The organism is Pseudomonas sp. PB120 (assembly GCF_009761815.1).
In the GTDB taxonomy this organism is placed as follows: Bacteria; Pseudomonadota; Gammaproteobacteria; order Pseudomonadales; family Pseudomonadaceae; genus Aquipseudomonas.
In genome coordinates this window covers 1-14,233 of record NZ_RWIN01000085.1, presented here as the reverse complement: position 1 = coordinate 14,233, position 14,233 = coordinate 1, and the positions used below count along the sequence as shown (strand labels likewise).

At 61.4% G+C, this 14,233-nt stretch carries 13 protein-coding genes; 4 read left to right on the top strand and 9 right to left on the bottom strand.

The window, feature by feature from the left end; translation table 11 throughout:
- Positions 1-3: 3 nt before the first annotated feature.
- Together EJA72_RS16675 and EJA72_RS16670 are read right to left on the bottom strand one after the other, a co-directional pair.
- A complete protein-coding gene (locus EJA72_RS16675; RefSeq protein ID WP_178129397.1) occupies positions 4-867 on the bottom strand; it encodes a LysR family transcriptional regulator in 864 nt (287 codons plus the stop codon).
- A gap of 16 nt (positions 868-883) precedes the next feature.
- Positions 884-3,139, bottom strand: coding sequence for a heavy metal translocating P-type ATPase (locus tag EJA72_RS16670; RefSeq protein WP_157712530.1), 2,256 nt, complete (start codon positions 3,137-3,139; stop codon positions 884-886).
- 84 nt (positions 3,140-3,223) lie between these two features.
- Between EJA72_RS16670 and cadR the strand changes: the two genes are divergently transcribed.
- Positions 3,224-3,673, top strand: a complete 450-nt coding sequence (gene cadR, locus EJA72_RS16665; RefSeq protein ID WP_157712529.1) for a Cd(II)/Pb(II)-responsive transcriptional regulator — start codon at positions 3,224-3,226, stop codon at positions 3,671-3,673.
- 134 nt (positions 3,674-3,807) lie between these two features.
- On the opposite strand, the gene EJA72_RS16660 is transcribed toward cadR, so the two are convergent.
- From EJA72_RS16660 to EJA72_RS16650, 3 genes are all read right to left on the bottom strand, one after another.
- Entirely contained in the window at positions 3,808-4,779 is a 972-nt protein-coding gene (locus tag EJA72_RS16660; RefSeq protein WP_157712528.1) for a thymidylate synthase, read from the bottom strand.
- 50 nt (positions 4,780-4,829) lie between these two features.
- The gene (gene lgt, locus EJA72_RS16655; protein WP_157712527.1) at positions 4,830-5,642 is read right to left on the bottom strand and encodes a prolipoprotein diacylglyceryl transferase; all 813 of its coding nucleotides are present in this window, start codon (positions 5,640-5,642) and stop codon (positions 4,830-4,832) included.
- Positions 5,643-5,725: 83 nt separating this feature from the next.
- A complete protein-coding gene (locus EJA72_RS16650) occupies positions 5,726-6,508 on the bottom strand; it encodes a sulfite exporter TauE/SafE family protein (protein WP_157712526.1) in 783 nt (260 codons plus the stop codon).
- A gap of 121 nt (positions 6,509-6,629) precedes the next feature.
- On the opposite strand from EJA72_RS16650, the gene EJA72_RS16645 reads away from it, so the two are divergent.
- Positions 6,630-7,376 carry an NRDE family protein gene (locus EJA72_RS16645; RefSeq protein WP_157712525.1) on the top strand — a complete coding sequence of 249 codons (747 nt, stop codon included), beginning with the start codon at positions 6,630-6,632 and terminating at the stop codon, positions 7,374-7,376.
- A gap of 109 nt (positions 7,377-7,485) precedes the next feature.
- Here EJA72_RS16645 and ptsP read toward each other — a convergent pair whose 3' ends face one another.
- Positions 7,486-9,765, bottom strand: a complete 2,280-nt coding sequence (gene ptsP / locus EJA72_RS16640) for a phosphoenolpyruvate--protein phosphotransferase (protein WP_157712524.1) — start codon at positions 9,763-9,765, stop codon at positions 7,486-7,488.
- A gap of 22 nt (positions 9,766-9,787) precedes the next feature.
- Positions 9,788-10,267 (bottom strand): RNA pyrophosphohydrolase, encoded by a 480-nt coding sequence (locus tag EJA72_RS16635; RefSeq protein WP_007945562.1) that lies wholly within the window; start codon positions 10,265-10,267, stop codon positions 9,788-9,790.
- A gap of 143 nt (positions 10,268-10,410) precedes the next feature.
- Between EJA72_RS16635 and EJA72_RS16630 the strand changes: the two genes are divergently transcribed.
- Positions 10,411-11,067 (top strand): HAD family phosphatase, encoded by a 657-nt coding sequence (locus EJA72_RS16630; protein ID WP_157712523.1) that lies wholly within the window; start codon positions 10,411-10,413, stop codon positions 11,065-11,067.
- Positions 11,068-11,172: 105 nt separating this feature from the next.
- On the opposite strand, the gene EJA72_RS16625 is transcribed toward EJA72_RS16630, so the two are convergent.
- Together EJA72_RS16625 and ilvA are read right to left on the bottom strand one after the other, a co-directional pair.
- Positions 11,173-11,598: a DUF2269 domain-containing protein gene (locus EJA72_RS16625; RefSeq protein WP_157712522.1), complete on the bottom strand. Its 426-nt coding sequence runs from the start codon at positions 11,596-11,598 to the stop codon at positions 11,173-11,175.
- A gap of 39 nt (positions 11,599-11,637) precedes the next feature.
- The gene (ilvA, locus tag EJA72_RS16620) at positions 11,638-13,152 is read right to left on the bottom strand and encodes a threonine ammonia-lyase, biosynthetic (RefSeq protein WP_157712521.1); all 1,515 of its coding nucleotides are present in this window, start codon (positions 13,150-13,152) and stop codon (positions 11,638-11,640) included.
- Positions 13,153-13,466: 314 nt separating this feature from the next.
- Between ilvA and rpiA the strand changes: the two genes are divergently transcribed.
- Positions 13,467-14,141: a ribose-5-phosphate isomerase RpiA gene (gene rpiA / locus EJA72_RS16615; protein WP_157712520.1), complete on the top strand. Its 675-nt coding sequence runs from the start codon at positions 13,467-13,469 to the stop codon at positions 14,139-14,141.
- Positions 14,142-14,233 lie beyond the last annotated feature (92 nt).

The window sequence follows — 14,233 nt, the reverse complement described above, 5'->3', positions numbered from 1 at the left end:
GATCTACGCAGGGGCCATTTCCTGCGCCAACCCCAGAAACGCCGCCGGCAGCCGCGCGCCTTTGCGCTCCTTGAGGCAATACAAGTACTCGGGAATCTGCGGCGCATTTTCGATGGTCAGCACGCGCAACTGCGGGTCATGCGGCACTTCCTGGCGGGCGATGATGCTGATGCCGATGTTGCGCAGCACCGCTTCGCGAATCGACTCCCGGCTGCCAATCTCCAGCAACGGCCCGAAACTCACGCCGGCGCTGGCCAGCAATTCCTCGGTCAACCGCCGGGTGGTCGAGCCCGACTCGCGCATTAACAAGGTGTGTCCGGCCAATGCAGTGAGCGGCACATGATCGTGCACCGCCAGCGGATGATTGCGATGCACCGCCAGCACCAGCGGATCACTGCCAAGCACCCGGCGAATCAGCCGTGCATCGTCGAGCAATTGCGAGGACGCGGCGACATCGACCCGGTAATCCTCCAACGCTTCGAGCACTTGCTGGGAATTGCCGATTTCCACCGACACTTCCACCTGCGGCAAGCGTTCGCGGAAGGTCTTCACCAGATCGAGGATGTAATACGGTGCCGTGGCGGCGATGCGCAATGTGCCCTGAACCTGGCCGCTGTTGCGCAGGAAAAACTCGATGTCGGCTTCCTGCTGCAACAACGCCTTGACCATCGGCAGCAAGCGCGCGCCTTCATCGCTGACGGTGAGGCGTCGGCCGCCACGGTAGAACAGTTCAACCGAGTACTGGCTTTCCAGATTGCGGATCTGCGTCGTCACGGTGGGTTGGCTCAGGCCGAGTTTTTTCGCCGCCAGGGTGATGCTGCCCAGGCGGGCCACCATGTAAAACGCCTTCAGCTCGGCACTCAGCACACCCGTCCCTCATCGTTTACTTGCGCAACAGGCGCAAACCGTTGAACACCACCAGCAGGCTCACGCCCATGTCGGCGAACACCGCCATCCACATGGTGGCCACCCCTGCGAAGGTTACCCCAAGAAAGATCGCCTTGATGACCAAAGCGAGGGCAATGTTCTGTTTGAGGATGCTCGACGTCTGCCGCGACAGGCGGATGAACGCCGGGATTTTGCGCAGATCGTCGTCCATCAGCGCGACATCGGCGGTCTCGATGGCGGTATCGGTGCCGGCGGCGGCCATGGCGAAACCGATCTCGGCCCGCGCCAGCGCCGGGGCATCGTTGATGCCGTCGCCGACCATGCCGACAGTGTGGCCCTGCGCGTACAGCGCTTCGATGGCTTGGAGTTTATCGGTCGGCAGCAGATCGCCCTTGGCTTCGTCGATGCCGACTTGTGCGGCAATCGCCTGGGCGGTGTGGACGTTGTCGCCAGTGAGCATCAGGGTTTTGATACCCAGATCGTGCAGTTGCCGGATCGCTTCTCGGCTGGATTCCTTCACAGTGTCGGCCACGGCGAACAGTGCCAGCGGGCCGGATTTGTCGAGCAACAGCACCACAGACTTGCCCTGTTTTTCCAGGGCGAACAGCTTTTCTTCCAGCGCGGGCGAGCACAGGTTCAGCTCTTCCACCAAACGGTGGTTGCCCAGGTGATAGACCTGACCGTTGATCTCGCCGCGCACCCCGCGACCGGCCAGGGCTTCGAAGTTATCCACAACGTGCGGCGCAGAATGTTTATCCACAGCCGCGTTGGCAATGGCCAGCGACACCGGGTGATCCGAACGCCCGGCCAGCGCTGCCGCAATGACCGGAGCGGTTGCGTCAGCCGTTGGGTCAAGTGACAGGTAATCGGTTTGCACCGGTTTGCCGTGGGTGATCGTCCCGGTTTTATCCAGCGCCAGGTAATCGAGCTTGTAACCGCCCTCCAGGTAGACGCCGCCCTTGACCAGAATCCCTTTGCGCGCCGCTGCCGCAAGGCCGCTGACGATGGTCACGGGCGTGGAAATCACCAGCGCGCACGGGCACGCCACCACCAGCAACACCAGCGCCCGGTAAATCCAGTCGAACCAGATTGCGCCCATGAACAACGGCGGAATGATCGCGACGGCCAAGGCCAGGGCAAATACGGCGGGCGTGTAGATTTTTGAAAACTGGTCAACGAAGCGCTGGGTTGGCGCCCGTGCCCCTTGAGCCTGCTCAACGGCGTGGATGATTCGCGCCAGCGTCGAATTGTTGGCTGCGGCGGTCACGGCGTATTCAAGAGAACCGGCCTGATTGATGGTGCCGGCGAAGACCTTATCGCCGACGGTCTTCTCCACGGGCAGGCTTTCGCCGGTGATCGGCGCCTGATCGATGGTTGAACTGCCCGTCAGCACTTCACCGTCCAGCCCGATCCGCTCACCCGGCCGCACCCGCACACGCGCGCCCAGCTCGATAGTTTTGACATCTTGCTCGACCCAGCGGCCATCAGCCTGCTGCACCGTGGCCTGTTCCGGGGTCATCTGCATCAAACCGCCGATGGCATTGCGCGCCCGGTCCAGGGATTTGGCTTCGATCAACTCAGCCACGGTGAACAGGAACATCACCATCGCCGCTTCCGGCCACTGCCCGATCAGGATCGCGCCGGTCACCGCGATGCTCATCAGCGCGTTGATGTTCAGGTTGAGGTTTTTCAGGGCGATCCAGCCCTTTTTATAGGTGCCGAGGCCGCCGCTGAGGATGGAAATCAGCGCAACCACCGCCACCACCCAGTTGGGCGCTGCATCGGTGAAGTGGATCACTTCGGCGGCGAGCGCGGTCACACCGGACAACACCAGCGGCCACCAAGGCTTTTTCTCCGCTGCTGGGGCGGGTGCTTCGACGCCCTGCTCCAGCGGTTCGGCAACCATACCCAGCGATTTGATCGCGTCGATGATCGGCGCCGTGCTCGTCAGGTCGTGAGTGACGCCGAGCACGCGGTTGATCAGGTTGAACTCCAGTTGCTGCACGCCCGCCAGTTTGCCGAGTTTGTTCTGGATCAGCGTCTGCTCGGTCGGGCAGTCCATGGCGTCGATGCGGAAACTGCTCAGCCGTGCACCGTCGGTCGGCGTTGCGCTCAACTTGACCAGCGACGGCGCCGCCACTTTGGCGGAACAGCAGGAATTGCCGTGGCCGCCATGGTTATGCGGGGCGACAGGCTGCAGCTTGTGGCTGTGGCCCGCCTCGTGTGTGTGATCGTGCCGTGAATCGCTCATTGGGTGCGTCCATGAAGGTGCCTGTTGCCAAGTAAAGACCCTGTAGCCACTATAGGGTCAAGCACCCATTTGGAGATCGCCGTCATGAAGATCGGAGAATTGGCAAAACTCACCGATTGCGCCGTGGAAACCATCCGGTACTACGAGCGCGAAAACCTGCTGCCGGAACCGGCCCGCAGCGACGGCAACTACCGCGTCTACACCCAGGCCCACGCCGAGCGCCTGACCTTCATCCGCAACTGCCGCACCCTCGACATGACGCTCGAGGAAATCCGCAGCCTGCTGGCCTTGCGCGACAGTCCGCAGGATCAGTGTGAAAGCGTGAATGCGTTGATCGACGAGCATATTCATCACGTGAAGGCGCGGATCGACGGGTTGCTGGCGTTACAGGCACAACTGCTCGACCTGCGCCAACGCTGTGGCGAGGGGCCGGATATTGAACAGTGCGGGATTTTGCAGCGGCTGGAAGTGAGTGGCGGGGTTGTGGCGACGGAGGTGGAGCATTCACATGTAGGCCGCAGTCACGGCCATTAAGAACACCGCCGCCCCTGTAGGAGCGAGCTTGCTCGCGATGGTCGTTAACGATAACGCGAGGCATCTGGTGCCCCGCAGCGATCTTGAGTTTTTCGCGAGCAAGCTCGCTCCTACAATGGGGGGCGCGTCTGGCTTCAGACGGCCATCGGCGCGGTCATTGGCGGGTGGTGCTCATAGCCTTCCAGCGAGAAATCGCTCGGCTCGATCAACTCCAGCCACTCCGGTTGATACACGCCTGTCTTGGCAAACTCCGGCACACGATCACTGATCACCAGTTTCGGCATCGGGAACGGCTCGCGCTGGAGCTGTTCGTTGAGCATGTCCAAATGGTTTTCGTAGACGTGCGCGTCACCGATGAAATAGGTGAACCAGCGCGGCGTGTAACCGGTCAGGCGACCGATCAGGCTCAGCAGCGCAGCGCCTTCGGTGAGGTTGAACGGCGTGCCCAGGCCCAGGTCGTTGGAGCGGATGTAGAGGGTCAGGGAAATTTCCTTGGTCTCGACATTCGGGTGGAACTGATACAGCAAGTGGCACGGCGGCAAGGCCATTTCATCAAGCTGCGCGACGTTCCAGCCGTGGAACAGAATGCGCCGGCTGCCCGGGTCCTTGATGATGGTGTCCACGCATTGGCGGATCTGGTCGATCGCCTTGTACAACACCACGTAGGCCTGGCCGTCTTCTTCGCCTTCAGCGATCTGGCGATAGCCTTGCTTCAGGGTCTGCTCGATGGCTGCCTGGTTGCTGACCGGGATCTGCTTGTACGCCGGCCATTTGCGCCATTGCACGCCGTAGATCTCGCCCAGGTCGTCTTCACCCTGACGGAACGGGTTGGCCAGCCACTGCGCGTTTTCGTTGGCGTTCTGATCCCAGACCTTGCAACCCAGCGCACGGAATTCGGCGGCGTTGTTCACCCCACGCAGAAAACCACACATTTCGCCGATGGCCGATTTGAAAGCCATCTTGCGCGTGGTGATCGCCGGGAAACCTTCTTTCAGGTCGTAGCGCAGCATCGCGCCCGGAAAGCTGATGGTGTTCACGCCGGTGCGGTTGGCCTGCTTGGTGCCGTTCTTGATGACGTGGGCGACCAGTTCGAGATATTGCTTCATGAGTTACCTGTGTCCTTGAACCCGGAAACCGTCGCCCCCGGGGTTCGAATTTATACAGCCGCTGCTGGAGCCGCCGGAGCGCGTTTATACGCCAGCCAGATCAGGAACAGACCGCCGACGATCATCGGTACGCACAGCACCTGGCCCATGGTCAGCCAGTTCCAGGCCAGATAGCCCAGTTGCGCGTCCGGTACGCGGACGAACTCCACGATGAAACGGAAGATGCCGTAGAACAGCGCGAACATCCCGGACACCGCCATGGTCGGCCGCGGCTTGCGCGAGAACAGCCACAAGATCAGGAACAGCGCGACGCCTTCCAGCGCGAACTGATACAGCTGCGAGGGGTGGCGCGGCAACTGCGCCGGATCGCTGAACGGCGGGAAGATCATCGCCCACGGCACGTCGGTCGGCTTGCCCCACAACTCGGCGTTGATGAAGTTACCGATGCGCCCGGCGCCCAGGCCGATCGGCACCATCGGTGCGACAAAGTCCATCAACTGGAAGAACGACTTGTTGTTCTTCTTGCCGAACCACAACGCCGCCAACATGACGCCGATAAAGCCGCCGTGGAACGACATGCCGCCCTTCCACACTTCGAAAATCAGCGTCGGGTTGGCCAGGTAGGCACTCAGATCGTAGAACAGCACGTAACCCAGTCGGCCGCCGACGATGACGCCCATCGACATCCAGAAGACCATGTCGGAGAGTTTCTCCTTGGTCCAGGTCGGATCAAAACGGTTGAGCCGGCGCGACGCCAGCAGCCACGCACCGCCGATGCCAATCAGGTACATCAGGCCGTACCAGTGGATTTTCAGCGGACCGATGGCCAGGGCCACCGGGTCGATCTGCGGGTAAGGCAGCATTGCGACTCCTCGTTAGAGTTGAAACCTTCAAAATTCCCGGGCGACGCTGCCACCTCAGGATTAAGCCAGGATTGCGACGCGTGTCAGAGCAGGAAGCTCAGGCCAACGCAGAACAGCAAAGCGGCAAACAGTCTTTTTAGCAACTTCGGCGACAGGCTGTGGGCCAGTCGCGCGCCGAGACGGGCGAACACCATGCTCGTCAGAGCGATGCCCAGCAGCGCCGGCAAGTAGATAAAACCGAGACTATGGGCCGGCAGCAACGGATCGTGCCAGCCCAGAATCATGAAACTTAAGGCACTCGCCAACGCAATTGGCAGACCGCACGCCGACGAGGTGGCCACGGCTTGCTGCATCGGCACGCTGCGCCAGGTCAGGAACGGCACGGTCAGCGAACCGCCACCAATCCCGAAAATCGCCGAGGCCCAGCCAATCACGCTGCCGGCCAGGGTCAGACCGAGTCTCCCCGGCACCGTTCGGCTGGCCTTGGGTTTGACGTCCAGCGCCAGCTGCGCGGAGATGACCAAAGCGAATACGCCGATGATTTTCTGCAGGTTCGGTCCGGAAATCGCTTCGGCCGTCAGCGCGCCGAAACCGGCGCCGATCAGAATGCCGACGGTCATCCAGACGAAAATCGGCCAGCGCACGGCGCCGCGCCGATGATGCTCGCGCACCGCATTGACCGAGGTAAAGATGATCGTCGCCAGCGACGTACCGACTGCCAAGTGAGTCAGGATCGAGGCATCAAAGCCCTGCAAGGTGAAACTGAACACCAGCACCGGGACGATGATGATCCCGCCGCCAACTCCGAACAGCCCGGCCAGCACGCCTGCGCAAGCGCCAAGCGCCAGATAGAGCAGAAATTCCATGGCCGATCCCCAAATAAGTGCGGCATGGTAACGGATGCACCACCTCCAGCTCCACCATGTGGCGATGGATCGACGGACGATGACTGCGTAGAGTGGGCAAAAAACACACAAGGACCACCTTATGTGCCTGATTGTTTTCGCCTGGCGACCGGGTCACGCCCAACCGCTGATCGTTGCGGCCAACCGTGACGAATTCTACGCCAGGCCCAGCCTGCCCCTCGCGCAATGGGCGCATGCCCCGCACGTCCATGCCGGTCGCGACCTTGAGGCCGGAGGCACCTGGCTCGGCATCGGCGCCAACGGCCGCTTCGCCGCGCTGACCAATATCCGTGACCCGCATCAGCCGCCGTCGCGCAAATCCCGGGGTGAGCTGGTGGCGGGCTTTCTCACGGGCGAGCTGCCGATAGAGGATTATTTAAGCGACGTTGTCCGGCGTTCGGTCGAATATGCCGGGTTTAACCTGCTGATCGGCAATACCCATGAGCTGTGGCATTTCAATTCTCGAGAGTCTGAAGCGGTGCTGCTGCCGGCCGGGGTGTACGGGTTGTCGAACGCGGGGCTGGATACGCCGTGGCCGAAGCTGATCAAGGCGCGGGCGGCGCTGGAAGAGGTGCTGGGAGATCCTCAACCCCAGGCGCTATTGGCGTTGCTGAGCGATTCCCAGACTGCAGCGTTTACCGAGCTGCCGGACACCGGTGTCGGGTTGGCGACCGAGACGTTGTTGTCGAGTGTGTTCATTGCCAGCCAGAGTTACGGGACTCGGGCGAGTACGGCGCTGATTGTTCAGGCGGATGGGACGCGGCAGATGGTCGAACGGAGTTTCGGGCCGTATGGCGGACATCTTGGGGAAGTGGAGATCAGAATTTAGCATTGTCTGATCTGGCCTCATCGCCAGCAGGCTGGCTCCCACAGGGGATTTACGTCAAACACAAATCCAATGTGGGAGCCAGCCTGCTGGCGATGAGGCCATTAGCGTTTTAGAGGGCTTTGACCGCCGCCGGATTGACCATCTTCGCCAACCCAAGGTTCTTCAGCGCCAATTGCAGCGAGCTGTGGATCACTTGCGGGTTGTCGATGGTCATCAGCTCGGCGAGCAGTTCCCTGGATTTGCTCAGGTTGATCTGACGCAGCATCCACTTCACTTTCGGCAAGTTGGTGGCGTTCATCGACAGGCTGTCGAAACCCATCGCCATCAACAGCACCGCAGCCGCCGGATCACCGGCCATTTCACCGCAGATGCTCACCGGCTTGCCTTCGGCATGGGCGTCACGCACCACATTTTGCAAGGCTTGCAGCACCGCCGGGTGCAGGTAGTCGTACAGATCGGCCACCCGAGGGTTGTTGCGGTCCACGGCCAGCAAGTACTGGGTCAGGTCGTTGGAGCCGACCGACAGGAAGTCCACCTGCCGCGCCAGTTCCTTGGTCTGATACACCGCCGCCGGAATCTCGATCATTACGCCAATCGGCGGCATCGGCACATCGCAGCCTTCGTCGCGGACTTCCCCCCAGGCCCGGTGAATCAAATGCAGGGCTTCTTCCAGCTCATGAGTGCCGGAGATCATCGGCAGCAAAATGCGCAGGTTGTTCAAGCCTTCGCTGGCCTTGAGCATCGCGCGGGTCTGGACCAGGAAGATTTCAGGGTGGTCGAGCGTCACGCGAATGCCGCGCCAGCCGAGGAACGGGTTGTCTTCCTTGATCGGGAAGTACGACAGCGACTTGTCGCCGCCGATGTCCAGGCTGCGCATGGTCACCGGTTGCGGATGGAACGCCGCAAGCTGTTCGCGATAAATCGCCAGCTGCTCTTTTTCGCTCGGGAAACGCTGGTTAATCATGAACGGCACTTCGGTGCGGTACAGGCCGACGCCCTCGGCGCCGCGCTTCTGTGCCCGCGCCACGTCCGCCAGCAGTCCGGTGTTGACCCACAGCGGCATGCGATGGCCATCAAGGGTCACGCACGGCAGGTCGCGCAGGGAATCGAGGCCGAGCGCCAGTTGTTTCTCTTCCTCCACCACCTCGGCGAACTGCTTGCGCAGTACGTCGCTGGGGTTGGTGTAGACCTCGCCGCGATTGCCATCGACGATCAGTTCGATGCCGTCGACCTTGGCATAAGGCAGGTCGACCAGGCCCATCACCGTCGGGATGCCCATCGCCCGAGCGAGGATCGCGACGTGGGAGTTACCCGAGCCGAGGACCGAAACCAGGCCGACCAGCGTGCCTTCCGGCACCTCGCCGAGCATTGCCGGCGTCAGTTCTTCGCTGACCAGAATGGTTTTTTCCGGGTAGACCAGGTTCTGCTGGCGCTCTTCCTGCAAATAGGCGAGCAGACGGCGACCAAGGTCCTTGACGTCCGATGCGCGCTCACGCAGGTAAGCATCGTCCATCAGTTCGAAACGATTGACGTGATCGGTCACCACCTGACGCAACGCGCCCTGGGCCCACTGGCCGGTCTTGATCACGGTGGTGACTTCGCTGCCCAGCGCGGCATCGTCGAGCATCATCAGGTAGACGTCGAACAGCGCGCGCTCTTCCGGGCGTAGCTGGGTCGCCAGTTTGGCGGACAGCGCGCGCATGTCGGCGCGCACGCCTTCGATGGCGGTCTTGAACAACGCCAGTTCGGCGTCGATGTCGGTGATGGTCTTGTCGGGCACCACGTCCAGGTCGGCCGGTGGCAGCATGACCACCGCCGTACCGACCGCCGCACCCGGCGAACCCGGCACACCGACGAACTTGGCTTCCTGAATACCCTTGCCCTGACGACCCAGCCCCCGGATCGAACCGGTGGCCTCGGCGTGGGCGATAACGCCGGCGAGCTGCGCGCTCATGGTCACGAGGAAGGCTTCTTCACCTTCGTCGAACTGACGGCGCTCCTTTTGCTGAATGACCAACACGCCGACGACGCGGCGGTGGTGGATGATCGGCGCACCGAGGAATGAGGCGTAACGCTCTTCACCCGTCTCGGCGAAGTAGCGGTAGCGCGGGTGATCCGCGGCGTTTTCGAGGTTCAGGGGTTCTTCACGCGTGCCGACCAGGCCAACCAGACCTTCGTTGGGCGCCATGCTGACCTTGCCGATCGAGCGCTTGTTCAAGCCCTCGGTGGCCATCAGCACAAAGCGGTTGGTTTCCGGGTCAAGCAGGTAGACCGAGCAGACCTGGCTGCCCATGGCCTCTTTGACGCGCAACACAATAATCCCCAACGCCGCCTTGAGATCCTTGGCGGAGTTAACTTCCTGGACGATCTTGCGCAGCGTATTGAGCATGGCTCGGGGTCGAACTCCGTCGTCAGTCGCGCGTTAAAAGGCGCGGGGCAAGCTCTTTGAGAGCGCGTCGATACACCTCGCGCTTGAATGTCACCACCTGGCCCAACGGATACCAATAACTGACCCAGCGCCAGCCATCGAATTCCGGTTTACCGGTCAAATCCATCCGCACCCGCTGCTCGTTGGAGATCAGGCGCAGGAGAAACCATTTCTGTTTCTGGCCGATGCACAGCGGCTGGCTGTGGGTACGGACCAGACGTTGCGGCAAACGATAGCGCAACCAGCCCCGGGTGCAGGCGAGAATTTCAACATCTTCGCGCTCAAGACCCACTTCTTCATTCAACTCGCGGTACAAGGCGTCTTCCGGCGTCTCCTGGGGGTTGATCCCTCCCTGTGGAAACTGCCAGGCATCTTGATTGATACGGCGAGCCCATAGCACCTGTCCGGCATCATTCGTGAGAATGATCCCGACATTGGGGCGGAAACCATCGGGGTCGATCACGGCAACAACCTCGCAAACGCATGTCGCCGCATTGTTCCACAAAGGTTGTGAAGGCAGCAACGAGCCGGCCAACCTTATGTGCACTCTTGTGAAAAGTCCGTATTCTGGGCGCCTTTCTACAGACTTTTCAGCGAGTAACTGCAATGCGGCTGGCTTTATTCGACTTGGACAACACACTTCTGGGCGGCGACAGCGACCACGCCTGGGGCGATTACCTGTGCGAGCGCGGCTTTCTCGATGCCGTCGCCTACAAGACGCGCAACGACGAGTTCTATCAGGACTACCTGGCCGGCAAGCTGGATAACGCCGCCTACCTGAACTTTTGCCTGGAAGTCCTCGGCCGCACCGAGATGGCCACGCTGGCGCAATGGCACAGCGATTTCATGCGCGATTGCATTGATCCGCTCATGTTGCCGAAGGCCATCGAACTGCTGGCCAAGCACCGCGATGCCGGCGACAAGCTGGTGATCATCACCGCGACCAACCGTTTTGTGACCGGGCCGATTGCCGAGCGCTTGGGCGTTGAAACCCTGATTGCTACCGAATGCGAAATGGTCGATGGCCGTTATACGGGGCGCAGCACTGATGTTCCGTGCTTCCGTGAAGGCAAGGTCACGCGGCTGAATCGCTGGCTGGAAGAGACCGGGTATTCGCTCGAAGACAGTTACTTCTACAGCGACTCGATGAATGATTTGCCGTTGCTGGAGCAAGTGGTGAATCCGGTGGCGGTTGATCCGGACCCGAATCTGCGGGCCGAGGCCGAGAAGCGTGGCTGGCCGGTGATCAGTCTGCGCGACTGACCACCGTATTTGTAGGAGCGAGCTTGCTCGCGATGGTCGTTAACGATAACGCGGGATGCCTGATACCCCGTAGCGATCATGGGTTTTTCGCGAGCAAGCTCGCTCCTACACAGGCTTCGCGCCCATCAACCCGGCAATCGCGACGAAGCAAACAAAACTGAACAACGCCAACGCAAAGGTAAATTTACCCACGCCGCCCGGCGTCTTGCGGGCTTTGTTCAGTCGCACCAGCAACCAGAACAACGCCAGCGCCGCCACGGTGTACAGCACGCTCGACGCCAGCAGCCACGTCTGCCCCAACGGCCAGCCCACCAGGTGCACCATCCACCAGCCGGTGAACGGCATGCTCAGCAGCGCCAGGCCCATCAACAGCCAGATGAACACGCGCGGCCGTTGCAACGTGCGGCTGCCCGCCGTTGCGTCACCCTGACGCCGAGTTCGCCAGACCCAGATCCCCAGGCCCAGCGCACACGCCAGCAACACGACGGTTGCCACCATGTGCGCCATTTTCAGGGCAGTTAACGTTTCCATTGTCCGATTTCCTTATGACCTGCCCATCAGCGTAGCCGCTCAGCCAAGAAACAGCAGATAGGCCGGGTTGTCGCTTTCGTCCCAGTACGGGTAGCCGATTTCCTCGAGTGCCGCAGGAACCAGGTGCCGTTCTTCGTGGGGCACTTGCAGGCCCGCCACCACTCGACCATCTGCCGCGCCGTGGTTGCGGTAGTGGAACATCGAGATGTTCCAGCGCCCGCCCAGCTTGTTGAGGAAGTTGAACAACGCCCCCGGACGCTCCGGGAATTCGAAGCGCAGGATGACTTCATCGACGACATGCGCCGCACGACCGCCGACCATGTGGCGGATGTGCAACTTGGCCAGTTCGTTATCGGTCAGGTCCAGCACCGGGAAACCCTGCTCGCTGAGGCTGGCAATCAACGCACTGCGCGGGTCGTTTTCCGGGTGCGTCTGCACGCCGACGAAGATGTGCGCTTCGCTGCCGGTGTTGTAGCGGTAGTTGAATTCGGTGATCTGACGCTTGCCGACGGCTTCGCAGAACGCCTTGAAGCTGCCCGGCTTCTCCGGGATGGTCACGGCGATGATGGCTTCGCGGCCCTCACCCAGTTCGGCGCGCTCGGCGACGTGGCGCAGGCGATCGAAGTTGACGTTGGCACCGGAGTCGATGGCCACGAAGGTGTGCCCGGTGACGCCATTCTGCTCGACATACTTCTTGATCCCGGCCACGCCCAAGGCGCCGGCAGGTTCGGTGATCGAGCGGGTATCGTCGTAGATGTCCTTGATCGCCGCACAGATTTCATCGGTGGTCACGGTGATCACGTCATCGACGTAGTCTTTGCAGATGTCAAAGGTGTGCTGGCCGATCTGGGCCACCGCGACGCCATCGGCGAAGATGCCCACGGTCGGCAGCACCACACGCTCGCCGGCCGCCATGGCCGCCTGGAGGCAATTGGAGTCGTCCGGCTCGACGCCGATGATCTTGATGTCGGGACGCAGGTATTTGACGTACGCCGCAATGCCGGCGATCAGGCCGCCACCACCCACCGGCACGAAGATCGCGTCCAGACGCCCCGGGTGCTGGCGCAGGATCTCCATGGCCACCGTACCTTGCCCGGCAATGGTGTGGGGATCGTCGTAGGGGTGAATGTAGACGTAGCCTTTTTCGTCGACCAGTTTCAGCGAATAGGCCAGGGCTTCCGGGAACGAATCCCCGTGCAGCACCACTTTGCCGCCACGGGAACGCACGCCTTCGACCTTGATCTCGGGGGTGGTCTTGGGCATGACGATGGTGGCTTTGACGCCCAGCACTTTCGCCGCCAGGGCCAGGCCCTGCGCATGGTTGCCCGCCGAAGCGGTCACGACGCCACGGGCGCGCTCTTCATCGCTCAACTGGGTGAGCTTGTTGTAAGCGCCGCGAATCTTGAACGAGTACACCGGCTGCAAGTCTTCGCGCTTGAGCAAAATACTGTTGCCCAGCCGCTCGGAGAGCTGGCGAGCAGTTTGCAAAGGGGTTTCTACGGCAACGTCATAAACGCGCGAGGTGAGGATCTTTTTGACGTACTGTTCGAGCATCGGAAAGCATCACTGAGCGGGTTGGGCGGGACCAAGGAGTCTAACCCGGCTTTTGGGCGGGCGACCACACTAAACAGGTGGTTTTAACCCCGCCGGAGAAGATCATCACCTGTAGGAGCGAGCTCGCTCGCGAAAAACTCAAGGGCACCGCTGGGTATCTGGTTTTTCGCGCTATCGTTCACGTCCATCGCGAGCAAGCTCGCTCCTACAGTTATTGAGGGAGCAGGCAGCTGCCAATCGGGCAATGACCTTCCTCGCCCCGAAGCCTATAATGCCGGCCTTTCGTTTCCTCTCTTCGGCACCTCGGAGCCCGCATGACCCAGGATCAACTCAAACAGGCAGTGGCTCAGGCCGCGGTCGACTTCATCCTTCCGAAACTCGACGACAAAAGCATCGTCGGGGTCGGCACCGGCTCCACCGCCAACTGCTTCATCGACGCCCTGGCCCAGCACAAAGGCGCGTTCGATGGCGCGGTCGCCAGTTCCGAAGCCACCGCTGCGCGCCTCAAGGGCCACGGTATTCCGGTGTATGAACTGAACACTGTCAGTGACCTGGAGTTCTACGTCGACGGCGCCGATGAAAGCGACGAGCACCTGAACCTGATCAAGGGCGGCGGCGCAGCCCTGACTCGCGAGAAAATCGTGGCGGCCGTGGCCAAGACCTTCATCTGCATTGCCGACGCCAGCAAACTGGTGCCGGTGCTCGGCGCATTCCCGCTTCCGGTGGAAGTGATCCCGATGGCCCGCAGCCACGTGGCCCGCGAGCTGGTGAAACTCGGCGGCGACCCGGTTTACCGTGAAGGCGTGCTGACCGACAACGGCAACATCATCCTCGACGTGTTCAACATGCAGATCACCCACCCGGTGGAGCTGGAGAAACAGATCAACGCAATCGTTGGCGTCGTCACCAATGGCTTGTTCGCGGCACGTCCGGCGGATCTGCTGTTGCTGGGCACCAGCGAAGGCGTGAAAACCCTGCGCGCTCAGTAAGCCCGAGAACACCGCAAAACCTGTGGGAGTGAGCCTGCTCGCGATGACGGTGTGTCAGTCGATGAAGATGTTGGCTGACACACCGTCATCGC

Coding starts and splice junctions, on each gene's coding strand:
- EJA72_RS16630 (WP_157712523.1), top strand. CDS start 10,411: ATGCGGCTGGCTTTATTCGACTTGGACAACACACTTCTGGGCGGCGAC.
- lgt (WP_157712527.1), bottom strand. CDS start 5,642: ATGCTGCCTTACCCGCAGATCGACCCGGTGGCCCTGGCCATCGGTCCG.
- rpiA (WP_157712520.1), top strand. CDS start 13,467: ATGACCCAGGATCAACTCAAACAGGCAGTGGCTCAGGCCGCGGTCGAC.
- ilvA (WP_157712521.1), bottom strand. CDS start 13,152: ATGCTCGAACAGTACGTCAAAAAGATCCTCACCTCGCGCGTTTATGAC.
- EJA72_RS16650 (WP_157712526.1), bottom strand. CDS start 6,508: ATGGAATTTCTGCTCTATCTGGCGCTTGGCGCTTGCGCAGGCGTGCTG.
- EJA72_RS16645 (WP_157712525.1), top strand. CDS start 6,630: ATGTGCCTGATTGTTTTCGCCTGGCGACCGGGTCACGCCCAACCGCTG.
- EJA72_RS16670 (WP_157712530.1), bottom strand. CDS start 3,139: ATGAGCGATTCACGGCACGATCACACACACGAGGCGGGCCACAGCCAC.
- EJA72_RS16625 (WP_157712522.1), bottom strand. CDS start 11,598: ATGGAAACGTTAACTGCCCTGAAAATGGCGCACATGGTGGCAACCGTC.
- EJA72_RS16660 (WP_157712528.1), bottom strand. CDS start 4,779: ATGAAGCAATATCTCGAACTGGTCGCCCACGTCATCAAGAACGGCACC.
- cadR (WP_157712529.1), top strand. CDS start 3,224: ATGAAGATCGGAGAATTGGCAAAACTCACCGATTGCGCCGTGGAAACC.
- ptsP (WP_157712524.1), bottom strand. CDS start 9,765: ATGCTCAATACGCTGCGCAAGATCGTCCAGGAAGTTAACTCCGCCAAG.